The organism is Bradyrhizobium diazoefficiens (assembly GCF_016616885.1).
GTDB lineage: Bacteria > Pseudomonadota > Alphaproteobacteria > Rhizobiales > Xanthobacteraceae > Bradyrhizobium > Bradyrhizobium diazoefficiens_F.
In genome coordinates this window covers 6,068,098-6,089,665 of record NZ_CP067102.1, presented here as the reverse complement: position 1 = coordinate 6,089,665, position 21,568 = coordinate 6,068,098, and the positions used below count along the sequence as shown (strand labels likewise).

Here is a 21,568-nt window from a genome sequence, read left to right as displayed (position 1 = left end):
TCCCCGAGCGTGCATCTGTGCGCCCCCCGCGTCAGTCGGTGTCCCGCTTCCTAGCGAAAGGGAATTTTTCCAATGAGGGAAAGCAATCCGACGTGGATTTCTGACTGGCGCCCCGAAGATGAGGCGTTCTGGAATGCGGGCGGCAAAGCCGTCGCCCGGCGCAATCTGATCTGGTCGATCGTCGCCGAGCATATCGGCTTCTCCGTCTGGCTGATCTGGAGCATCGTCGCGACCAAGCTGCCGCAGGCGGGCTTCCACTATTCGACCGACGAGCTGTTCCAGCTCGTAGCGGTGCCGGGCCTGATCGGCGCCTTGATGCGCTTTCCCTATACGTTCGCCGTCACCACGTTCGGCGGCCGCAACTGGACCATCTTCAGCGCGGCCGTGTTGTTCATCCCGACGCTGGCGCTCGCGTATTTCGTCGGTCAGCCCGAGACACCGTTCTGGCTGATGCTGGTGATCGCTTCGACCGCCGGTCTCGGCGGCGGCAATTTCGCCTCTAGCATGACCAACATTTCTTTCTTCTTCCCCGATCGCATGAAGGGTTGGGCTCTCGGCCTGAACGCAGCCGGTGGCAATATCGGGGTCTCCAGCGTGCAGCTGCTGACGCCGATCCTGATGACGCTCGCCGTCATCAACCTGTTCCAGGCCGCGCCGGTCGGCGGCGTCTACCTCCAGAACGCCGGCTTGATGTGGGTGCTGCCGATCGCGATCGCGGTGCTCGGCGGGGTGTTCTTCATGAACAACCTGACCTCGGCCAAATCGTCGATCAAGAACCAGCTCGCCATCGTCAAGCGCAAGCACACCTGGATCATGGCCATCATCTACATCGGAACGTTCGGCTCCTTCATCGGCTACTCCGCCGCGTTTCCGCTGCTGATCAAGACCCAGTTTCCGACGGTGACGATCTCGATCGCGTTCCTCGGCCCGCTAGTCGGCTCGTTGTCGCGTCCGTTCGGTGGCTGGCTCGCCGACAAGGTCGGCGGCTCCATCATCACCTTCTGGAATTTCATCGCGATGGCGGCGGCCACGATCGGCGTGCTTTACTTCGTCGGGGAGAAGGACTTCACCGGCTTCCTGTCGATGTTCCTGATCCTGTTCCTGACCACGGGCATCGGCAACGGCTCGACCTACCGCATGATCCCCTCGATCTTCCGCGAGGAAAACCTGTTCAAGGTGCGCGGCAAGGGCGATGCGGCGCGTGCGCTCGCGATGAAGACCGCGAGCATCGAGAGCGGTGCGGCTGTCGGCTTCATCGGCGCCATCGGTGCCGTCGGCGGCTATCTGATCCCGAGCAGCTTCGGCAAGTCGATCGCGATGACGGGCGGACCGCAGGTCGCGCTCGCGATCTTCCTCGCCTTCTACGCCGTCTGCCTCGGACTGACCTGGTGGTTCTACCTGCGTCGCAGCCCGCAGGCTGAAGGCGCGCCAAGCCTCGCCGAAGCGCGCGTGTGAGCCTGGTCCAAATCTCGCCTCTCCCCGTACGCGGGGAGAGGTCGCTCTGATGACGTTTGACCCATGAACTTTTTCCGCAACGACGCGGACAAGGCAGACCGAAACAGACAGGACAACATCATGACGCCCCAGCAGATCGCCCTCGTGCAGCAGAGCTTTTCCAAGGTCGCACCGATTTCAGAAGCAGCCGCCGTGCTGTTCTACGATCGCTTGTTCGAGGTTGCGCCGTCCGTGCGCGCGATGTTTCCCGAGGACATGACCGAGCAGCGCAAGAAGCTGATGGGCATGCTCGCCGCTGTCGTCAGCGGCCTGTCGAAGCTCGAGACGATTCTTCCCGCGGCATCCGCGCTCGCCAAGCGCCACGTCGCCTACGGCGCCAAGGCCGAGCACTATCCCGTGGTCGGCGCGACCTTGCTGTGGACCTTGGAGAAGGGTCTTGGCGAGGCCTGGACGCCCGAACTCGCAACCGCCTGGACCGACGCCTACGGCGTGCTGTCCGGCTACATGATTTCCGAGGCCTACGGCCCACAGGCGCAGGCCGCCGAATAGGAGATGCCTTGTGAGTGAACCGCTCGTCATCGTCGGTAACGGTATGGCGGCCGCGCGTCTAGTCGACGAGCTCGCCAAGACCGCGCTCGGCCGCTATGCGGTCGCTGTGATCGGCGAAGAGCCGCGGCTCGCTTACAATCGTGTGCTGCTCTCCTCCGTGCTGGCCGGCGAGACCGGCTCGCACGAGATCGAGCTCCGCCCGGCGGACTGGTGGCGCCATCGCGGCGTCACGGTGCGCTACGGCTATCGCGTCACCGAGATCGACACCGGCCGCCGCGAGCTCAAGATCGCCGGCGAAGAGAGCATGGAATATTCCAAGCTCGTGCTCGCCGTCGGCTCGACGCCGCTGCGGCTTAACGTGCCTGGCGCTGACCTTGCCGGTGTGCACACCTTTCGCGACACCCGCGATGTCGACCTGCTGCTGACGCTGGCGGCTGCAAAGAAGCGCGTCATCGTGGTTGGCGGCGGCTTGCTCGGGCTTGAAGCGGCCTACGGCCTGGCGAAAGCCGGCGCGCCGGTGACGCTTCTCCATCTGATGGACCGGCTGATGGAGCGCCAGCTCGATGGGCCGGCCGCCGATCTGCTCAAGACGCTGGTCGAGCGCAAGGGTATCCGCATCCTGCTCAATGCCTCGACCGCCCGCATCCATGGCGAGCGCTACGTCGAAGCCGTCGAGCTTGCCGACGGCAGCCGCATCGAGGCCGACGCCGTGATTTTTGCTGCCGGCATCAGGCCCAACATTGCGCTCGCCAAGGAGGCCGGCATCGCGGTCAACCGTGGCATCGTCGTCAACGACGTGATGCAGACCGCGTCGTCCGACATCTACGCGCTCGGCGAATGCGCCGAGCATCGCGGCACCTGCTACGGTCTGGTCGAGCCGGCTTATGAGCAGGCGCGGGTGCTGGCGCGGCATCTCGGTGGCCGTCCCGCCGCCTATCAGGGCAGCGTGGTCTCGACCAATCTGAAAGTGTCCGGTGTCAGCGTGTTCTCCGCCGGCGACTTCATGGGCGGGGAGGGCAGCGAGAGCCTCCTGCTGACCGACCGCAGGCGCGGCACCTACAAGAAGCTTGTGATCGCCGACGGATGCCTCACCGGCGCCGTGCTGATCGGCGATACTGCGGACGCGCTCTGGTATCTCGAGCTGATCCGTACCCGCGAGAGGATCGCCGGGATCCGCGCCGACATGATGTTCGGCCGCGCGCTCGCGCTTCCGTCCAGGGCGGCGTGAAGGAGGCGGCTTGACATGACGGCGATCGACCCTAACCTCCGCACGACCAAGACGACCTGTCCCTATTGCGGCGTCGGCTGCGGCGTGCTCGCAACGCCCGACGGCGCAGGCGGCGCTGCGATCGCGGGTGATCCCGATCATCCTGCCAATTTCGGCCGGCTGTGCTCGAAAGGCTCTGCGCTCGGCGAGACCGTCGGGCTCGAGAGCAGGCTGCTGTATCCGATGATCCGCTGCAAGGGCGTGCTGGAGCGTGTCGCGTGGAGCGATGCGCTCGACCATGTTGCGCATCGCATGCAGCACATTGTCGCGCGCGACGGTGCCGACACGGTCGCATTCTATCTTTCGGGGCAGCTGCTCACCGAGGACTATTACGTCGCCAACAAGCTGATGAAGGGCTTTGTCGGCACGGCGAACGTCGACACCAATTCGCGGCTCTGCATGTCGTCCTCGGTCGCCGGCCACCGCCGTGCCTTCGGCGCCGACACCGTGCCCGGCTGCTACGAGGATCTCGACCAGGCCGATCTGCTCGTCTTCGTCGGCTCGAACGCGGCCTGGTGCCACCCGGTGCTGTTCCAGCGCATGCTGAAAAACCGGCAGGAGCGCGGCGCCCGCATGATCGTGATCGATCCGCGCCGCACCGATACCGCGAGCGATGTCGATCTGTTCCTCGGCCTCAAGCCCGGCACCGATACCGCGCTGTTCTCCGGCCTGTTCGTCCATCTCGCCGACAACGGAGCATTGGATCAGGAGTATATCGCTCAGAACACGTCGGGCTTCGACGATGCGCTGGCGCGCGCGCGCAACATCGCCGGCAGCGTCACCGCGACCGCGCTGGCGTCCGGCCTCTCCGAGCAGGACGTCGCCACCTTCTTCAAGATGTTCCGCGACACCGAGCGTGTCGTCACGCTCTATTCGCAGGGCGTGAACCAGTCGGCGCAGGGCACCGACAAGGTCAATGCGATCCTCAACTGCCACCTCGCCACGGGCCGTATCGGCAAGCTCGGCGCCTCGCCGTTCTCGCTGACGGGCCAGCCCAATGCGATGGGCGGCCGCGAGGTCGGCGGCCTCGCCAATATGCTCGCCGCCCATATGGGTTTCACGCCGCCCGACATCGACCGCGTGCGGCGGTTCTGGAAGGCGCCGCGCACTGCGACCCATGAGGGGTTGAAAGCGGTGCAGCTGTTCGAGGCGATCAATCGCGGCGAGGTCAAGGCGCTGTGGGTGATGGGCACCAACCCCGCGGTGTCGCTGCCCGATGCGGACTTCGTGCGCGAGGCGCTGAAGAAGCTCGAGCTGTTTGTGGTATCCGAGAACGTGCTCTCCAACGACACGGTCGAGGCCGGCGCGCACGTGCTGCTGCCGGCGCTGGCCTGGGGCGAGAAGTCGGGCACGGTGACCAATTCCGAGCGCCGCATCTCGCGCCAGCGTTCGTTCCTCCCCGCGCCCGGCGAGGCGCGCCCCGATTGGTGGATTCTCAGCGAGACCGCAAAACGCCTCGGCTTCGGCGACAGCTTCAATTACAAATCCGCCGCCGAAATATTCCGCGAGCATGCCGCGCTATCGACCTTCGAGAACAACGGCAGCCGCGATTTCGACATCGGCGCGCTGACGTCGCTATCCGACGAGGCCTTCGATGCCCTGAAGCCCGTGCAATGGCCCGCACGCGAAGGTGAGGCTCCGGGCGAGCGTTTCTTTGCGAACGGCGGCTTCTTCACCAATGACGGCAAAGGCCGCTTCGTTGCGCCGGAGGTACCGGCGCTGCGCAGCGAGACCGGACCGTCGCGTCCCCTGCGGCTCAATACCGGACGCATCCGCGACCAGTGGCACACCATGACGCGCACGGGGCTGAGCAAGCGGCTCGGCGCGCATCTGCCCGAGCCGTTCGTCGAGATCCATCCCGACGACGCCAACAAATACGGCATCGTCCATGATGGCTATGCCCGCATCACCACCGACTACGGCCAGTGCATTTTGAAGGCCGTCGTCAGCGAGCGGCAACAGCGCGGCGCGTTGTTCGCGCCGATCCACTGGAGCGCGATGAATGCCTCGCACGGCCGCGTCGGCGCGCTGGTCGCGCCGTTCACGGATCCGTTCTCCGGGCAGCCGGAGTCGAAGGCGACGCCGGCTGCGATCGCACCGTATGAATACGTCTTCCGTGGTTTTGCACTCTCGCGGAAGCAACTCGATCTCCCGCAAAACCTGCTGTGGACTCGCGCGACTGTCGCCGGCGGCTTCGGTTATCTCTTCGCCGACAACGCCGATCTGTCGCGCTGGCCGGCCTGGCTCGGCGGCCTTGCCGGCGAAGACGTCGCCGATTATCGCGATTTCGGCGGTGGCGTTTATCGCGCGGCCTCGTTCACGGGCGATCGCATCGAGACCTGTCTGTTCGTCGGCCCCGCGCATGATGCTGGCGACTGGGAGGTGGTGAAGAGTGTGTTCGCGGCCGATCGCGTCACCGACGATCAGCGCCGCATGCTGCTGTCAGGCAGGTCCAGCGAAGGCGCCGCGGCGACCGGTCCGATCGTCTGCGCCTGCTTCGGCGTTGGCCGCGCCACCATCTGCGACACCATCGCGAGCGGCGCGCGCACCGCCGCCGAGATCGGCGCAAAACTCAAGGCCGGCACCAATTGCGGCTCCTGCATCCCCGAGCTGAAGCGCCTGATTGCAACGACCGAGGCGGTGCCGGCGAAGCAGGCGAAGATCGCGGGCGCGGCGGGGTAGAGACGCCGTTCGAGGTCGTCGCCGCACGCGCTGCCGTCATCGTCCGGCTTGACCGGGCGATCCGGTATTCCAGAGACAGCGATGGGGTACAGAGAAGCCGCGGCGTACTGGATTCCCCGCTTTCGCGGGGAATGACAGTGAGGGCGAGGAGCCATGCCGCTGTCCCAATCGACGCGCCGTCGATTGTGCCCTATGTTGCCGCGCTCTTGCCGACATCAGCGGATTGAACTCCTGAGCTTGGTGGCGGTTGCCTGAGCGAAAGAGCGGCATCGGAGAACAACATGAACACGCATCCCTTCGGCAGGACCGGCGCCAACGTCTCCGTGATCGGGCAGGGCACATGGTATCTCGACCACGGCGATCGCAAGCGCGCAATCGCGGCGCTGCAGCGCGGGCTTGATCTCGGCGTGACCCATATCGACACCGCCGAGATGTATGGCGATGCCGAGCTCGTCATTGCCGATGCGATCGCCGGCCGCCGTGATGAAGTGTTCCTGGTCTCAAAGGTGCTGCCGAGCAACGCCTCGCGCCGCGGCACCATCGCGGCTTGCGAGCGCTCGCTGAAGCGGCTGAAGACGGATCGACTCGATTGCTATCTGCTGCACTGGCGTGGGGCGTATGCGTTGGAAGACACCGTCGCCGCGTTCGAGGAGCTGGTAAAGGCCGGCAAGATCAAATCCTGGGGCGTCTCCAATTTCGACGCCGACGATCTCGGCGAAATCCTCGATGTATCCGGCGAAGGCCGTATCGCCTGCAATCAGGTGCTCTATCATCTGAAGGAACGTGCGATCGAGCACGCCGTCATCCCCTGGTGTGAGAAGCACGGCGTCGCCGTCGTCGCCTATTCACCGTTCGGGCACGATGATTTTCCCGATGAGCGCAGCAAGGGCGGCGCCGTGCTCGCGCACATTGCGGAGGCGCGTCGCGCGACGCCGCGTCAGGTCGCGCTGAGCTTTCTCACCCGTGCAACTACGGTATTCGCGATTCCGAAGGCGTCGTCTGCGGAACATGCCGGTGAAAATGGCGCCGCTGGCGATCTTGTGCTGAGGAAAGAGGAGATTTCGGCGTTGGATGCGGCGTTTCCGCGCGGTCCGAAGCCGCGCGGTCTGCCCATGCTGTAGTGCACAAAGGCCTATTATTAACGGAGTATTGATGCGCGGACGTGAGCGCATATCGGCATCCTGTTTTCGGAAGTTGTGAAAGCGGCGCATATGTCGTTTTTTACGATCGTTCCCGAATCGTCGTTTCCCCAGGTTCCAGCCGTGACACCGCCGCCCGCCGCAGCCGCAAGGCTCGACAGTATTCCCATGCCCGTGCCGGAGAAGAAGCAGGAGGCTCGCCGTGCACCTGCGCGCGTCGATCATCCCTTCAAGGGCATTGCGCTGGTGCTGCTGTCGACGGTGTTTCTCGGCTGCTCCGACGTCACCGCGAAATATCTCTCGACCAGCCTGCCGTCGATCGAGATCACCTGGATCCGCTTCGTCACCTTCGCGCTGATGTTCACGCCGGTGATGCTGCCGGGGTCGCCGCTGCACGCGATGCGCACCGAGCGTCTCGGGCTGCAATTGATGCGCGGCGTCGCGCTGCTCGGCTCCTCGCTGTTCTTCATCACCGGCCTGCGCTTCCTCCCCATCGCGGAAGCGTCTGCGACCGGCTTCGTCTCGCCGCTGTTCGTCACCGCGCTGTCGATCATCTTCCTCAGCGAGAAGGTCGGCATGCGGCGCTGGATCGCGACCGTGATCGGCCTGATCGGCGTGATGATCATCCTGCGGCCGGGTTCGAGCGCGTTCCACGTCGCCGCCTTCTTCCCGATCGTCTCGGCGTTCTGTTGGGCCGCCGCGCTGATTCTGACGCGCCTGATGAGCGGCCGCGAAGCCGTGCTCACCACGATGGCGTATTCGGCTCTCACCGGCGTTGCGATCCTCAGTGTGATGGTGCCGTTCGTCTGGGTCACGCCGACATGGACAGGCATCGGGCTCGGCATCGTGATCGGCCTTGCCTCCACCATCGGCCAGTGGATCATCGTGCTTGCCTATCGCTACGGCGATGCCTCGGTGCTGGCGCCGTTCTCCTACACGCAACTGCTCTGGGTCAGCATTCTGGGCTTCTTCCTGTTCGGGGAACTGCCTGACGTCTGGACCGTCACCGGCGCGGCCTTCATCGTCGCCAGCGGTCTCTATATCGCCCATCGCGAGCGCATCCGTCGCGCCCAGCTCCTCGTGCTGGAAGAGCGTTCTCCGAACCCCTGACGCAAGTTCAGGCGTCCCGCTTCGTGCTATCAACGGCTCCAACGATATGGGAGGAGCCGGATGCGCGTCCTACGGGACCTTCTCAATACTTCGAAGGCACGTACATCTCCGGCGGGATCGGGCCGCGGTGATAATCGGGATTGCGCACGCGCGGTGGCAGCACCACGGGCGTGCGGCCGACCTCCTGGTAGGGGATCTGGCTCAAGAGATGCGAAATGCAGTTGAGCCGGGCGCGCTTCTTGTCCACGGCATCGACGATCCACCACGGCGAGTCGGGCAGGTGCGTGTGCTCCAGCATGGTCTCCTTGGCCTTGGTGTAGGCTTCCCAGCGGCTGCGCGCCTCGACGTCCATCGGGCTCAGCTTCCACTGCTTCAGCGGATCCCGGATGCGCATGGTGAAGCGGAACTGCTGCGTGTCGTCGGTGATCGAGAACCAGTACTTGACCAGAATGATGCCGGAGCGGATCAGCATCCGCTCGAACTCCGGCACGGTCTGGAAGAATTCCTGGTACTGCTCGTCGGTGCAGAAGCCCATCACGCGCTCGACGCCGGCGCGGTTGTACCAGCTGCGGTCGAACAGCACCATTTCGCCGCCTGCGGGGAGGTGCGAGACATAGCGCTGGAAATACCATTGCGTGCGCTCGCGCTCGCTCGGTGCCGGGAGTGCGGCGACGCGGCAGATGCGGGGATTGAGGCGCTGGGTGATGCGCTTGATGACGCCGCCCTTGCCGGCGGAATCGCGGCCCTCGAACAGCACCACGACCTTCTTCTTCTCGCTCTGGACCCAGTCCTGGAGCTTGACCAACTCGCCCTGGAGACGAAGCAGCTCGCGGAAATAGACCCTGCGATCCACCGTCGGATTAAGGACGTCAGTCTCGTCCAGCAGTTCGTCGAGCCTGGAGTCATCGAGCTCCATCTCCAGCTCCTCGTCGAGGTCGTCGGCCATCTCCTGAATGATGCGCTCGCGCTTGGCGGTCTGGGAGGTGTGGTCGGATGCAGTCATGGGTCTCTCTCTCGGGCCAAGGATGCCTGTCGCCCACGACCATCGACGGGGTTTATTGCGTCCATGTGACACCGGCGGCCGGCCGGGCCGACCAGTGCGAAAATGGCCCGGCAGGAGCCGTCAGACCGGCAGCGCGATCGAATATTTGACCTGGCTGAGCGCGAAGCTGGACTCGATCGAGGCAATGCCGTCGAGCCGGGTCAGCTTGGTCTTGAGGAAGGTCTCGTAGGAGGCGAGGTCGGCCGCGACGACGCGCAGCAGATAGTCGCGGTTACCGGTCATCAGATAGCACTCCAGCACCTCGTCCCATTTCGAAATGGCGCGGGCAAAGCGGTTGAGATCCTCCTCCTTCTGCCGCGCCAGCTTGATCGAGATGAAGACGCTGACATGCAGGCCCAGCGCCTTCTGGTCCACCGTCGCGATATAGCGCGAGATGACACCGCGTTCCTCCAGCAGCTTGACCCGGCGATGGCAGGGCGAGACCGAGAGCCCGACCTTGTCGGCGAGCTCCTGCATGGTCAGCCGGCTGTCGGTCTGGAGGGAGCTGAGGATTTTGCGGTCGATGGCGTCGAGCCCGGGCATTGGGATGAAACCTGTATTTGGCTGGATAGATTGGTAAAGTATCCCAATATTCGGTGTTACGGCGCGAAAAATTGAGAAGTATGGCGGCGCCCGCAGGCGTATCATTTGGCACCTGTTTCCGGGAGCATTGCCATGCCCGTTGATTCCGCCCGTCTCGACACATTGACCGCACTGACCCGCAAGGCGCTGTGGCTGTCGTCATGGACCATCCACCACGCCAACCACGTTCGGTCGAACACGGATGGACTGAAGGTCGGGGGACATCAGGCCTCCTCGGCCTCGCTCGCCACCATTATGTCGGCGCTGTATTTTAGCGTGTTGCGGCCTGAGGACCGTGTCGCGGTGAAGCCGCATGCGAGCCCGGTGTTCCACGCCATCCAGTATCTGTTCGGCCGGCAGACCCGCGAGAAGCTCGAGAATTTCCGCGGCTTCAAGGGCGCGCAATCCTATCCCTCGCGCACCAAGGACGTCGACGACGTCGATTTCTCGACAGGCTCGGTCGGCCTCGGCGTCGCGCAGACGCTGTTCGCCTCGCTGGTGCAGGATTACGTCAAGGCGCATGGCTGGATGAAGGATCGCCGTGAAGGGCGGATGATCGCGCTCGTCGGCGACGCCGAGATGGACGAGGGCAACATCTTCGAAGCGCTGGCCGAAGGCTGGAAGCACGGCCTGCGCAACACCTGGTGGGTGGTCGACTATAACCGCCAGTCGCTCGATGCCGTCGTGCGCGAAGGTCTCTGGGAAAAGTTCGAGACGATGTTCCGCAATTTCGGCTGGGACGTGGTCATCGTGAAATACGGTCGCCTGATGCGCGAGGCCTTTGCCGAACCCGGCGGCGAGGCGCTGAAGCGCTGGATCGACAATTGCCCGAACGCGCTCTATGCGGCGCTGTGCTTCCAGGGCGGCGCCGCCTTCCGCAAGCATTTGCATGACGAGATCGGCGACCAGGGACCGATCACCAGGCTGATCGACAAGCGCAGCGACAAGGAGCTCTTGGCGCTGATGTCGAACCTCGGCGGCCACGACATGGCGAGCATGCTGGAGGCGTTCGAACGGATCGATCACGACCGTCCGGTCTGCTTCATCGCCTACACCATCAAGGGCGTCGGCCTGCCGTTCCAGGGCCACAAGGACAACCATGCCGGCCTGATGACGGTCGCGCAGATGGAGAAATATCGCGAGAGCCAGAACATCCGTCCCGGCCACGAATGGGACAAGTACGAGGGCCTGACGCAGGACGCCGCCGAGCTTGACGCCTTCCTCGCGCGTGTGCCGTTCAACAAGGACGGCCGCCGGCTGACCGCGCCTGTTATCGAGGTGCCGCAGCAACTCGCGTTGAAGCCGTCGCCACAAATGTCGACGCAACAGGGCTTTGGGCTCGTGCTGAACGAGATCGCGCGCGGTGACAGCGAGCTCGCACAACGCATCGTCACGACGTCGCCCGACGTCACGGTCTCGACCAATCTCGGCCCGTGGGTGAACCGGCGCGGCCTGTTCGCGCGCGGCGAGAAGGCGGATTTATTCCGCAGCGAGAAAATTCCATCCACCTTCAACTGGGACTTCTCGCCCAAGGGCCAGCATATCGAGCTCGGGATCGCCGAGATGAACCTGTTCATCATGCTCTCCGCGCTCGGCCTGTCGCACCAGATCAACGGCGCGCGGCTCTTGCCGGTCGGCACGCTTTACGATCCCTTCATCGAGCGCGGCCTCGATGCGCTCAACTATGCCTGCTACCAGGATGCGCGCTTCATGGTGGCGGCGACGCCATCCGGCATCACGCTCGCGCCGGAGGGCGGCGCGCACCAGTCGATCGCGACGCCGCTGATCGGCATGGCGCAGGACGGGCTCGCCACGTTCGAGCCGGCTTTCGTCGACGAGCTCGCGGTGATGATGGGCTGGGGTTTTGAGCACATGCAGCGCGATCTGGGCGAGGGCGGCTCGGTGTATTTGCGGTTGTCGACGCGCAGCATCGAGCAGGCGCAGCGGATCATGACGCCGGAGCTGCAGCAGGGCATCACCGACGGCGCCTATTGGCTGCGCAAGCCGGGCCCGAATGCCGAACTCGTGATCGCCTATACCGGCGCGGTGGCGCCGGAGGCGATCGAGGCAACCGGCTTCATCGGCGAGAGCCGCCGCGACATCGGCCTGCTCGCGATCACCTCGGCCGATCGCTTGCACTCCGGGTGGACAGCCGCGCGAAAGTTGCGGCGCGATCGGCGTGGCGTGCAGCATCTCAGCCACATCGAAAAGTTGCTGGCGCCACTGCCGCGCGACTGCGGCATCGTGACCGTGATCGACGGCCATCCGTCCGCGCTCGGCTGGCTCGGCAGTGTCCGCGGCCATCGCGTCGAGCCGCTCGGCGTCGAGCAGTTCGGCCAGACCGGCACCATCGCCGACCTCTATCGCCACTATGGCATCGACGCGAACGCCATCATCGATGCGGCGGAAAGCCTCACCACCGGCGCGCCGGTGCTCCATCGCAAGGTGGCGGTGTAATTCGTCGCCCTGGCGAAAGCCAGGGCCCATACGCCGCGGCGGTTGTTGTCAGTGACGGATGGCAGACGCCTGAGCAAGCCAACTGAATCCGGTGGTACTGGGTCCTGGCTTTCGTCAGGACGTCGAGGCCACCTTGCCACGTTCCCGCCATCGGCTCATATAACCTCCGTCTGCCGCAACGCTGGCCCCGCATATGGCGGGTTCAATTGCTGGCGCTTTCGTGCAAGGATGCCTGCCGAAACGCCCCCTCCAAGCCCCAAGAAGAGGTTAACGATGGTCAATCGCATGCAATTCTACATCGACGGCGCCTGGGTCGATCCCGCCGTCAAGAAGTCCACCCCGGTCGTCAATCCGGCGACGGAAGAGGCGATGTACGAGGTTGCGCTAGGCTCCAAGGCTGACGTGGACAAGGCTGTCGCCGCCGCCAAGCGCGCTTTTGCAACATTCTCCCAGACCAGCCGTGAGGAGCGCGTGGCGCTGCTCACCAAAGTCATCGAGGTCTACAAGGGCCGTCTCAAGGAGATCGGTGCCGCAGTCTCCGACGAGATGGGTGCGCCGCTGCCGATGGCGGAAAAGCTCCAGGCCGGCGCCGGCCTCGGCCATCTCATGACCACGCTCGACGTGCTCAAGAACTATCATTTCGAGGAGCCGATCGGCACCGCCATGGTGCTGCGCGAGCCGGTCGGTGTGGTGGGCATGATCACCCCCTGGAACTGGCCGCTCAATCAGATCGCCTGCAAGGTCTCGCCCGCGCTCGCCGCCGGCTGCACCATGATCCTGAAGCCGTCGGAGTTCACGCCCACCTCGGCGCTGATCTTCGCGGAAATCCTCCATGAAGCCGGCGTGCCGAAGGGCGTGTTCAACCTCGTCAACGGTCTCGGCCCCGAGGTCGGCGCCGCCATGAGCGAGCACCCCGACATCGACATGATCTCCTTCACCGGCTCGACCCGCGCCGGCATCGACGTGGCCAAGCGCGCGGCTCCGACCGTGAAGCGCGTCAGCCAGGAGCTCGGCGGCAAGTCGCCGAACGTCATCCTCGAAGGCGCCGACCTGCAGAAGGCGGTGACGGGCGGCGTGATGCACATGTTCAACAACTCCGGCCAGTCCTGCAACGCGCCCTCGCGCATGATCGTGCCGCTGTCGAAGATGAAGGAAGTCGCCACGATCGCGAAGGCCGTTGCCGACAAGACCAAGGCGGGTGATCCGCGTGCCGAAGGCACCACCATCGGCCCGGTCGTCAACCGCGGCCAGTGGGACAAGATCCAGGCGCTGATCAAGAAGGGCATCGATGAAGGCGCAACGCTCGTCGCCGGCGGCCCGGGCCTGCCGGAAGGTGTCAACAAGGGCTTCTATGTCCGTCCGACCATCTTCGCCGACGTCACCCCCGAGATGACGATCGCGCGTGAAGAGATCTTCGGACCGGTGTTGACCATCCTCGGTGCCAAGGACGAAGCCGAGGCCGTGCACATTGCCAACGACACGCCGTATGGCCTCGCTGGTTACGTCACGGCCGACACGGTCGAGAACGCCAAGCGCGTCGGTCGTCAGATCCGCGCCGGCAACGTCAACCTCCAGGGCGTGCCCAACGACCGCAGCGCGCCGTTCGGCGGCTACAAGCAGTCGGGCAACGGCCGCGAGTGGGGCAAGTACGGCCTCGAGGACTTCCTCGAAGTGAAGGCCGTCGCCGGCTTCAACGCTGCGTAAGTTTGAGCGTCTGAACACAATGACGCCGGAGCGGACAACCGCTCCGGCGTTTTTTGTTTTGGGTCGTCATTGCGAGGAGCCCGCGACAAAATTGCGAAGCAATTTTGCGCTGGCGACGAAGCAATCCAAACTGTCTCCACGGAAACATTCTGGATTGCTTCGCTTCGCTCGCAATGACGGAGGAGGGCCGGCGCCTATCCCCCCACCGTCCCCTGCGTGTTCACATACAGCGCGTAGATCGACTGGCTCGCCGCCATGAACAGGCGGTTGCGCTTGACGCCGCCGAAGCAGAGATTGGCGCAGCGCTCGGGCAGCGCGATGCGGCCGATCATGACGCCGTCGGGCGCGAACACCACCACGCCGTCGAGTTCGGGATCGCCCATGCCCCAACCGCACCAGAGATTGCCGTCGATGTCGCAGCGCATGCCATCCGGCGTGCCGGGACCAGCGTCGATGTGGACGCGCTTGTTGGAGATCGTGGTGCCGTCAGCCGAGACGTCATAGGCGAGGATTTTGCGGTTCGGCACGCCGCGGGATTCCACCACGTACAGGATCTTCTCGTCGGGCGAGAAGCACAGCCCGTTCGGCCCAAGCACGCCCTCGGCGACCATCGTCGCCCTGCGGGTCACGGGATCGAGCCGGTAGACGTTCGGGTCGATCTCGGGCTCCGCCTTGTAGCCCTCGTAATTGCCGAGCAGGCCGAAGGTGGGATCGGTGAACCAGATCGAGCCGTCGGACTTGACCACGACGTCGTTCGGCGAGTTCAGCCGCTTGCCGCCGAATGAATCCATCAGCACAGTGATCTCGCCGTCATATTCGGTGCGGGTCACGCGACGGCCGCCGTGCTCGCAGGTGACCAGCCGGCCCTGACGATCCCTGGTATTGCCGTTGGCAAAATTCGAGGGCTTTCGGAAAACCGAGACCGCGCCGGTCTCTTCCTCCCATTTGATGATGCGCTGGTTCGGGATGTCGCTGCAGAGCAGATAGCGCCCGTCGCCGAACCAGACCGGCCCCTCGGCCCAGCGCAGGCCGGTCGCCAGCCGTTCCACCGCCGAAAGTTTTAGCCAGTATTTTTCGAAGCGGGGGTCCAGTGCTTTTATCGCCGGATCGGGGTAATAGGTCGCCGGTTGCCAGCCTCGAGTGCGGGACGATGCATCGTTCATGTGCAATTCTCGTTGTTACGTTCCCTCTATCCAGGTCTGCTACCATCAGTGATCAACGACCGCAAATCGGTCGCCAAATACGAGGAAAGACATGCCGCGCATCTTGATGACGGGAGCTTCGGGCGGAATCGGAACGCACCTGCGGAAACTGCTGCCGCCGATCTATCCGGACCTTCTGCTCAGCGACATCCGCCCGCCCAAGGATCTCGGGCCGAACGAGCAGTTCAAGGCGGCGGACCTGGCCGACCTCGCGCAATGCGAGGCGCTCTGCGAAGGCGTCGACGGCATCATCCATTTCGGCGGCTATTCGGTCGAAGGCCCGTGGGACGACATTCTCCAGGCCAACATCATCGGCGGCTACAATCTGTTCGAGGCCGCCTACCGCAAGGGCGTCAAGCGCGTGGTGTTCGCATCCTCGAACCATGCCGTCGGATTCTATCCGCGCCACCGCAGGATCGACACCGACGTCACCGCGCGCCCAGACGGCCGCTATGGCGTCAGCAAGGTGTTCGGCGAAGCACTCGGCGCGCTCTATGCCGATAAGCACGGCCTGAAAGTGACTTGCCTGCGCATCGGCAACTTTGGTGACGTGCCGCTCGACCTTCGCCGGATCTCGATCTGGCTGAAGCCGGAAGACCTCGTGCAGCTCTGCCAGATCGGGCTCGAGCATCCCGACATTCATTTCGAGGTGTTTTATGGCGTATCGCTGAATGAGCGCGCCTGGTGGGACAACCACCGCGCCTACGAATTCGGCTATCGCCCCACCGGCCGCTCCGAGGACCATGTGGCGCACGCCATGGCGGAGCAGGCCAAGCTGAAGCCGGATCCGGTCGGCGACCACTACCAGGGCGGCGCGTTCTGCAGCAACGAGTTCGACGGCGACGCAAGCCGGATTATCGATTGGACCAAGCGCTAGGCGTCGCGCTCGTCAATTCCTCGCAATTGCGGCGGCCGGGCCGAGCGCCCGGCTTGCGGTGCACGTCGTCATTTCGCAACCCGTGCTTCCTGCTGTTTGGTCACATGCCAGAGCACCACATGGTAATGCGGCACATCCACACCGGGGTGGCCCGGGTTGAAGTAGATGCTGACGTGGTCGACTGGCCGCGCTGATCCCGCTCCCTCCAATGACTTGTGATCGTCGATGTCCTTGATCGGGACCATATACACGGTCGCGACCAGACGATCCCTGCGATCGAAGCACAGGAATGGACCCAGCGGCAAAGTGTCGGGCTTGACGAAGATGATGCCAAGTCCCGGAAAGAACTTCGGGAAGTTCACGAGATCGCTGACCCGCTTGTATCCGCTTTTTTCCGCGACCTCCCGCTGATTTGGCGGCGGACGAATGACTTCGTGTTTTCTGTGCGCCTTGCGGCTTCGATGAGGAGCTGTCCTGGTTTGCTCGACATTGTCGGCCGGTGGCGCGCTGGCCGGTGGGAGCTGCTGCGGCGCTTGTGGCCAGAAGGGAGCAAATTGGGCCGCGGGACGCCTCACATCGGCGATCAAGACGAGCAACGCAACCAGGGCTGCGCTCACCAACGCTTTGCGCATCGACACCTCCCGAGGTTCGTTTGCCAAAGTTCGCTCACTTGGCCGGATTGCGTTCTCTCCAGCGCAGGAAATCCCGGAACAATTCTTCACGGTCGGGCGGACTGGCGGTTGGCTTTCTCTCGAGGAACCGGCCGAACGCCTTGCGAAGCGCGGCCTCGCCCCCCGATTGCTGCTGGAGCCAGCGCTCCGCGGGTCGGAATCGTCGCCATCCGGGAAGCAACGCGGCCAGGTTCACCTCGCGCCATTTAGGGTGATGCCCGTCGCCGAGAAACTCGGGAAAGCGCGTGAACAATGTCTGGACGAACAAATCCAGCAACCGATATCGCTCGTTGCCGATCGGCCAGTTGTAGGCCAAGAGAGCGGATTTAATCGCGATCGTGTCGACGCTTGCTTCGGCCGCGATGATATTCGGGTAGTCCTGATGGCGAAGCGTCGATGGCAGATAATCTTGTTGCAGCAGCTCTTTGGAGTAGGGGATGGGCAGGAGGCGAATACCATCGAACTGCGAGATCTGCGTCAGGAAGCTCACCGGCTTTCCAGAGACCAACAGAGCGGCGGAGAGATCTCCCTTCCTCAGACCATCCAGCGCCGCCTCCGGTCCCAGGTTCGACTCGCTGATCTTGACGCCCAGACGGTTGAACACTTCGCGGCCAAGGATGGCGCTGGCACTGCCGTCGTCCCCGAGATTGACCCTCTTTCCCGCCAGTTCCGCCAGGCTTCCGATCTCCGGCCGCGCGAGAAGATGGAACTCTTCGATATGGAGCGGGGCAATGTAGGTCAGCCTGTCGGAGATATCTCCAAAGGTCCTTGTCTCCCGGAGCCGATCGACAAGGACGACAGGCGCGATCGCCACGTCGGCACCAGCAAGCGTGAGCACATCAAGGACGTTGCGAATACCGTCGTTTCCCACGATGGGCAGAACCCGCAAGGCGACCTCGCCGTGAGGGCCGGTCTCTTGGCCGGTAGCGAGCGTGGTCGCAATGTCCTGAGCGATCGCGAATTCAGTGCATTGCGGCGTACCTGTTACGAATCCCACCGTATACGGGTCCGCAGATCGTCCCGTTTCCTTCCTGGGGGTGGCTTCCTTTCTCGGCGACGCCTTCGTGGAATCGCTCGGAGACGCGGGCGGCGGCTTTTGAGCGAGGGAATCCTGGACCTGTCCGCCGAGCCAAGCCGCTGCAATCAATGCGATGAACAAACCGGCCCGCATCGCTTCGCAGACCCTCATTGTTCAAGCCTGCTCGGTCAGCGCTTCCCTTGGGCGCGACGTGCTCCGAGAAACTGCGCCTGCCGCGTCCGAAGCAGGACCGAGCTTACTTTGCCTTTCAACGCGTCCGGGCCATTGGCGTTCCGTGACGATGCCTGCATCAGGAGTTTGGCGATTGGCGCCCGGCCTCGCTCGCAATCCTTGCGAGATAATCCGACTTGCTGAACTGCATGTGATCCACACACAGCCGCGCCAGCGCCCAGCTGTCGCGGCCTCTGAGTAGCTCGATCATCAGCTCGTGCTGTCCCCACAGCATCCACTCCAGCGTGTCCCTGGACGAGCGCGCTTGGTGGACAACCACCATACAGCCCGGCGATTGCTCTTCATCCGGTTCGCCGATCGTGGTATTACCATCGACATTCAAGTGCCGCCCTCCGACAGCAGAACGATAGGGCAAAGGCCATGCTATTCCGCTCTCACTCGCTTGCATCTCGGGTCGACGAGTCCGCCACCAAGAATGCCGACCTCCTGATTCTGATCGGCCGCGTCCTGCTTGCATGGATCTTTGTTGGAAGCGCGTACGGAGCGATTACCAACTTCAGCGGCTCAGTGGGTTATTTCAGGTCGCTGCACGTTCCGGCGCCTGAGCTGTTCACGACGATGACGGTTGCGCTGGAGGTGCTGATGTCGGCTGGTTTGATACTCGGCATTGGTACGCGCTACTGCGCGGTGGTGGTTTTTCTGTTTGTATTGCTGGCTACTGCGATCGCCCATCGTTACTGGGAGTATCCCGGTCCGCAGCAGATCGGTCAGTACAATAATTTTTTGAAGAATATCTCGATAATGGGAGGCGCTATGTTGATCTTTGTCACCGGAGGCGGCCGGTTCTCCCTCGATCGGAAGCTGGCAGGATAACAGCTTGATTTTCAGCCTCTCCCGCAGCCTGATATCCGGGCGATGACAGCTCGGCGCCGTCAACGCTGCCAAGCCGTACCTATGAGGCCGTCACTGCGTCACTTCGCCTTGAGCTTGAAAGCTTCCTCGAGCAATCGGCTAATGAGTTTTGAGAGCGGCTTCAGGCGCTCGCTTATGAGCCCGAATAAAAGCATCAGCCACGTCGCAAGCGCGGCACACCACAACAGGCTTTCCAATGTCTCGGGCATCACGCCCTCCTTAAAATACTACCTTAAAATCCGAGGAGTCCGCTGCGCTAAGGAGAGGCTCTTGTTTAGTGGCCTCTTCCATCCGCCTCGCCGCGACCGAATTCGTGCTGCGCGTCTGTCGTGCCGGCACCACCCTGATCAGCAGGATCGTAGTCCGCTTCTCGGACTTCAGGATTTTTACCCGCGATCAGCAGCTGCTTCCGCATTTCAGCGAGACGGGCGCGGCAATATTCGACGTAGAGCAGGTCGAGTATGGTGGGCATGATCACCCCCATCGTTTGACTGTCGCTATGGAAATATTTCCATCGCGAATTTCCGGATGACCTTAGCCCCATTGATGGCTGCACAATGTGAGCTCGTTCACGAGCCGACCTCATTCAAACGCTCAGAGGCGGCTGGCTCAGTTGCTTGTCGGTGCAAGAAAAAGGCACAGGGCTAATGACCCAAAATCCACGATAGCAGCTATTTGTTTCAGCAGAACTTCGTCGGACAACCTAAGAGAGGCGCCCTGCGATCAAAAATCCAACTACAGCGCGAAATGACTTACCAATGGCTGCGATCGTTGCTGGATGCAACGCGGACCGAGATCACCCGGCGGCGATATCGCGACTTATCTTTTGCAATCGCGTGAAAGCTGCCCACGCCTTTGGATATTCGATATCCTTTGGATCAATCGTGAGCAGCGCCCTGCATGCCTCGTTAATGTCTTCCGCTGAAGGACGCATCGAGACGTCGGCCGACGGCTCCGCCTGTTTCCAGCGGTCCTCTACGTCTTTCGCGAGCTTTAGTGCTTCGGACGGGGTTCGCTTCCGGGTTGGCTTCGCAAGCGCGTGATCCGGAGGGAATTTGGGCCACGCGGTGGGCGGCCGATCTGCGTGCCACTCACTCTCCTTGGCAACCTCACGCGTGCCGGCCGGATTTGGCTGATGTCTATTGGCAGCATCCGGCGGAACGGTCCGGGCGGCCAGTTCGCGGACCTGCTGCTCCATTGTCCCACCAGACGACGATCCGCCCGCCGAGGGTGCGGGCGTCGTCAGCACGGGCGCAACCGAAATCTGTACTTCAGGGGCGACTTTCTGAACGGCCTCGACGACCGACGTCAGCCCGGGCGACACAGCCGGCCGCTGCTGCACGACCTTGCCCTCTCCAGTGGGGCAAGGTCTGTATCCCGATTGATATTGCGTGATCCGTCCGTCGTCATCGATGCGGGCAAAATCGATGGCCACAGTGTAGACGAACGCGGCGTTGACGGATTGGCCGGACTTGTCCCTCGCGTTGACAGCGCCACAGACATACCTCGCCGCGTCGGCCTCGACTGAACGGAGTGTGCCGAATTTTGCCGAGTCCGGATTGATCAGCGCATGTCGGACTGCTGCTCGGGCCCTCCTATGTTCTGTGGAGAACGCGCTGATCAGAACGTCTGGGTTAATGGTAGTACAACCCATACTCAATGGCGAAAAATGCTCCGCCGAAGGTCACTGCGATCAGGAAACCGGATACATTCATCTGATTGCTCCGGGCAATGCAACCCGGCATGGTTGTTCTTTCTCTCTGAAACCATTTGCGATAGTATCTTCTAACAACCGGTTAATTGGTTGAGCGGTTTAGATGATTCTACCAAAAGATTAGCGATTTGATCGGATGAGTTCCGCCGGTTCCGTTGCCGGCGCGAGGTTTATCCGTATTGGCTGCTGCCGCGCCGACAATCGCGTGAGCGCTAGCGCCCTTCCTCGCCCGCAATCCTTGCCAGATAATCCGACTTGCTGAATTGCATGTGGTCGACGCAGAGCTGGGCCAGCGCCCAGCTGTCGCGGCCCTTCAACAGCTCGATCATCAATTCGTGCTGGCGCCGCGACTGCGCGAGGCCCTCGCCGTCGGCGAGATTCTTCGCGCGCATCGGCAATGTCAGGTTCATATAGTCCTGAAGGGAGCGCACCAGATAGGGATTGCCGCAGGCCGAAAACAGCGCGACGTGGAAGGCATCGTTGGCTTCGTGGATGCCACGCAAATCCTGCACGTCCGCCTTCGCGCAATACTGCAATTGCAGCGCAGTCAGTTCGTCGATCAGGCCTTGCGGCGCGGGCAGGGGGATCATCAGCGCGGCCTGCCGCGTCAGCATCTCCCTGACTTCGTAGATCTGCCGGACCTCCTCGGCCGAATAGAACCGCACGGTGGCGCCGACATTCTTCTCGCGGCGGACGATGCCGCGGCGCTCCGCATCCACCAGCGCCTGGCGCACGAAGTGCCTGGAGGTGCCGTAGCGCGACATCAGCGCGTCCTCGGTCAGGCGCGCGCCGGGCGGCAGGCGGCCGAAGATGATGTCCTCCTCCAGCCGCGCGACGACGTCGTCCGGATCGTCGCGCCGGAGCGGCATGGCGTCTGCGGTGCGAATGTCGGACATGCCCTCAGCCTCCGGCGCCTCGCCGGTCTGCCTTGTGGAGCAGGGAGAGGCCAGATTGTCAATAATTTGCGTCTGCTGACGGCCTCAGGAGCAGAAAGC

At 63.3% G+C, this 21,568-nt stretch carries 19 protein-coding genes and 1 pseudogene; 10 read left to right on the top strand and 10 right to left on the bottom strand.

Features of this window, described 5'->3' with window-relative positions; all coding sequences use genetic code 11:
* Positions 1 to 72: 72 nt before the first annotated feature.
* From JJC00_RS28325 to JJC00_RS28300, 6 genes are all read left to right on the top strand, one after another.
* A complete protein-coding gene (locus tag JJC00_RS28325; protein ID WP_200469136.1) occupies positions 73 to 1,455 on the top strand; it encodes an MFS transporter in 1,383 nt (460 codons plus the stop codon).
* 120 nt (positions 1,456 to 1,575) lie between these two features.
* Positions 1,576 to 2,004 carry a globin family protein gene (locus JJC00_RS28320; RefSeq protein ID WP_200469135.1) on the top strand — a complete coding sequence of 143 codons (429 nt, stop codon included), beginning with the start codon at positions 1,576 to 1,578 and terminating at the stop codon, positions 2,002 to 2,004.
* Positions 2,005 to 2,014: 10 nt separating this feature from the next.
* A complete protein-coding gene (locus tag JJC00_RS28315; protein WP_200469134.1) occupies positions 2,015 to 3,232 on the top strand; it encodes an NAD(P)/FAD-dependent oxidoreductase in 1,218 nt (405 codons plus the stop codon).
* Positions 3,233 to 3,247: 15 nt separating this feature from the next.
* Positions 3,248 to 5,953 carry a nitrate reductase gene (locus tag JJC00_RS28310; protein ID WP_200469133.1) on the top strand — a complete coding sequence of 902 codons (2,706 nt, stop codon included), beginning with the start codon at positions 3,248 to 3,250 and terminating at the stop codon, positions 5,951 to 5,953.
* A gap of 281 nt (positions 5,954 to 6,234) precedes the next feature.
* Entirely contained in the window at positions 6,235 to 7,074 is an 840-nt protein-coding gene (locus tag JJC00_RS28305; protein WP_200469132.1) for an aldo/keto reductase, read from the top strand.
* Positions 7,075 to 7,260: 186 nt separating this feature from the next.
* Positions 7,261 to 8,202, top strand: coding sequence for a DMT family transporter (locus JJC00_RS28300; protein WP_200474262.1), 942 nt, complete (start codon positions 7,261 to 7,263; stop codon positions 8,200 to 8,202).
* An 82-nt stretch (positions 8,203 to 8,284) separates the two neighbouring features.
* On the opposite strand, the gene ppk2 is transcribed toward JJC00_RS28300, so the two are convergent.
* Positions 8,285 to 9,205 (bottom strand): polyphosphate kinase 2, encoded by a 921-nt coding sequence (gene ppk2, locus JJC00_RS28295; protein WP_200469131.1) that lies wholly within the window; start codon positions 9,203 to 9,205, stop codon positions 8,285 to 8,287.
* A gap of 120 nt (positions 9,206 to 9,325) precedes the next feature.
* Positions 9,326 to 9,787: an Lrp/AsnC family transcriptional regulator gene (locus JJC00_RS28290; protein ID WP_200469130.1), complete on the bottom strand. Its 462-nt coding sequence runs from the start codon at positions 9,785 to 9,787 to the stop codon at positions 9,326 to 9,328.
* A 132-nt stretch (positions 9,788 to 9,919) separates the two neighbouring features.
* Between JJC00_RS28290 and JJC00_RS28285 the strand changes: the two genes are divergently transcribed.
* Positions 9,920 to 12,283 (top strand): transketolase, encoded by a 2,364-nt coding sequence (locus JJC00_RS28285; protein ID WP_200469129.1) that lies wholly within the window; start codon positions 9,920 to 9,922, stop codon positions 12,281 to 12,283.
* A 273-nt stretch (positions 12,284 to 12,556) separates the two neighbouring features.
* Positions 12,557 to 13,987 (top strand): aldehyde dehydrogenase family protein, encoded by a 1,431-nt coding sequence (locus JJC00_RS28280; protein WP_200469128.1) that lies wholly within the window; start codon positions 12,557 to 12,559, stop codon positions 13,985 to 13,987.
* Between the two features lie 194 nt (positions 13,988 to 14,181).
* Here the strand turns inward: JJC00_RS28280 and JJC00_RS28275 are convergent, their stop codons facing one another.
* Entirely contained in the window at positions 14,182 to 15,150 is a 969-nt protein-coding gene (locus JJC00_RS28275; RefSeq protein WP_200469127.1) for an SMP-30/gluconolactonase/LRE family protein, read from the bottom strand.
* 91 nt (positions 15,151 to 15,241) lie between these two features.
* Between JJC00_RS28275 and JJC00_RS28270 the strand changes: the two genes are divergently transcribed.
* Complete coding sequence (locus tag JJC00_RS28270) at positions 15,242 to 16,066, top strand: NAD-dependent epimerase/dehydratase family protein (protein WP_200469126.1); 825 nt, start codon at positions 15,242 to 15,244, stop codon at positions 16,064 to 16,066.
* Between the two features lie 68 nt (positions 16,067 to 16,134).
* On the opposite strand, the gene JJC00_RS28265 is transcribed toward JJC00_RS28270, so the two are convergent.
* The 3 genes and pseudogenes from JJC00_RS28265 to JJC00_RS28255 form a co-directional block, all read right to left on the bottom strand.
* The gene (locus JJC00_RS28265) at positions 16,135 to 16,698 is read right to left on the bottom strand and encodes a hypothetical protein (RefSeq protein WP_200469125.1); all 564 of its coding nucleotides are present in this window, start codon (positions 16,696 to 16,698) and stop codon (positions 16,135 to 16,137) included.
* A gap of 34 nt (positions 16,699 to 16,732) precedes the next feature.
* Entirely contained in the window at positions 16,733 to 17,926 is a 1,194-nt protein-coding gene (locus tag JJC00_RS28260) for a TAXI family TRAP transporter solute-binding subunit (protein WP_246773950.1), read from the bottom strand.
* A gap of 139 nt (positions 17,927 to 18,065) precedes the next feature.
* Positions 18,066 to 18,209 (bottom strand): annotated as a pseudogene (locus JJC00_RS28255) (transcriptional regulator); the annotation flags it as partial.
* Between the two features lie 158 nt (positions 18,210 to 18,367).
* Here JJC00_RS28255 and JJC00_RS28250 point away from each other — a divergent pair.
* Entirely contained in the window at positions 18,368 to 18,820 is a 453-nt protein-coding gene (locus JJC00_RS28250; RefSeq protein WP_200469124.1) for a DoxX family protein, read from the top strand.
* Between the two features lie 98 nt (positions 18,821 to 18,918).
* Here JJC00_RS28250 and JJC00_RS28245 read toward each other — a convergent pair whose 3' ends face one another.
* The 4 genes from JJC00_RS28245 to JJC00_RS28230 form a co-directional block, all read right to left on the bottom strand.
* Entirely contained in the window at positions 18,919 to 19,068 is a 150-nt protein-coding gene (locus JJC00_RS28245; protein ID WP_200469123.1) for a hypothetical protein, read from the bottom strand.
* A gap of 65 nt (positions 19,069 to 19,133) precedes the next feature.
* Entirely contained in the window at positions 19,134 to 19,331 is a 198-nt protein-coding gene (locus tag JJC00_RS28240) for a hypothetical protein (protein WP_246773949.1), read from the bottom strand.
* A 324-nt stretch (positions 19,332 to 19,655) separates the two neighbouring features.
* Positions 19,656 to 20,294 (bottom strand): hypothetical protein, encoded by a 639-nt coding sequence (locus JJC00_RS28235; RefSeq protein WP_349643517.1) that lies wholly within the window; start codon positions 20,292 to 20,294, stop codon positions 19,656 to 19,658.
* Positions 20,295 to 20,785: 491 nt separating this feature from the next.
* Entirely contained in the window at positions 20,786 to 21,469 is a 684-nt protein-coding gene (locus JJC00_RS28230) for a GntR family transcriptional regulator (RefSeq protein WP_200469121.1), read from the bottom strand.
* Positions 21,470 to 21,568 lie beyond the last annotated feature (99 nt).

Excerpts from the sequence above, each read along its gene's own strand:
- JJC00_RS28325 (WP_200469136.1), top strand. The coding sequence starts at position 73 with ATGAGGGAAAGCAATCCGACGTGGATTTCTGACTGGCGCCCCGAAGAT.
- JJC00_RS28320 (WP_200469135.1), top strand. The coding sequence starts at position 1,576 with ATGACGCCCCAGCAGATCGCCCTCGTGCAGCAGAGCTTTTCCAAGGTC.
- JJC00_RS28310 (WP_200469133.1), top strand. The coding sequence starts at position 3,248 with ATGACGGCGATCGACCCTAACCTCCGCACGACCAAGACGACCTGTCCC.
- JJC00_RS28305 (WP_200469132.1), top strand. The coding sequence starts at position 6,235 with ATGAACACGCATCCCTTCGGCAGGACCGGCGCCAACGTCTCCGTGATC.
- JJC00_RS28300 (WP_200474262.1), top strand. The coding sequence starts at position 7,261 with ATGCCCGTGCCGGAGAAGAAGCAGGAGGCTCGCCGTGCACCTGCGCGC.
- ppk2 (WP_200469131.1), bottom strand. The coding sequence starts at position 9,205 with ATGACTGCATCCGACCACACCTCCCAGACCGCCAAGCGCGAGCGCATC.
- JJC00_RS28290 (WP_200469130.1), bottom strand. The coding sequence starts at position 9,787 with ATGCCCGGGCTCGACGCCATCGACCGCAAAATCCTCAGCTCCCTCCAG.
- JJC00_RS28285 (WP_200469129.1), top strand. The coding sequence starts at position 9,920 with ATGCCCGTTGATTCCGCCCGTCTCGACACATTGACCGCACTGACCCGC.
- JJC00_RS28280 (WP_200469128.1), top strand. The coding sequence starts at position 12,557 with ATGGTCAATCGCATGCAATTCTACATCGACGGCGCCTGGGTCGATCCC.
- JJC00_RS28275 (WP_200469127.1), bottom strand. The coding sequence starts at position 15,150 with ATGAACGATGCATCGTCCCGCACTCGAGGCTGGCAACCGGCGACCTAT.
- JJC00_RS28270 (WP_200469126.1), top strand. The coding sequence starts at position 15,242 with ATGCCGCGCATCTTGATGACGGGAGCTTCGGGCGGAATCGGAACGCAC.
- JJC00_RS28265 (WP_200469125.1), bottom strand. The coding sequence starts at position 16,698 with ATGCGCAAAGCGTTGGTGAGCGCAGCCCTGGTTGCGTTGCTCGTCTTG.
- JJC00_RS28260 (WP_246773950.1), bottom strand. The coding sequence starts at position 17,926 with ATGAGGGTCTGCGAAGCGATGCGGGCCGGTTTGTTCATCGCATTGATT.
- JJC00_RS28250 (WP_200469124.1), top strand. The coding sequence starts at position 18,368 with ATGCTATTCCGCTCTCACTCGCTTGCATCTCGGGTCGACGAGTCCGCC.
- JJC00_RS28245 (WP_200469123.1), bottom strand. The coding sequence starts at position 19,068 with ATGCCCGAGACATTGGAAAGCCTGTTGTGGTGTGCCGCGCTTGCGACG.
- JJC00_RS28240 (WP_246773949.1), bottom strand. The coding sequence starts at position 19,331 with ATGCCCACCATACTCGACCTGCTCTACGTCGAATATTGCCGCGCCCGT.
- JJC00_RS28230 (WP_200469121.1), bottom strand. The coding sequence starts at position 21,469 with ATGTCCGACATTCGCACCGCAGACGCCATGCCGCTCCGGCGCGACGAT.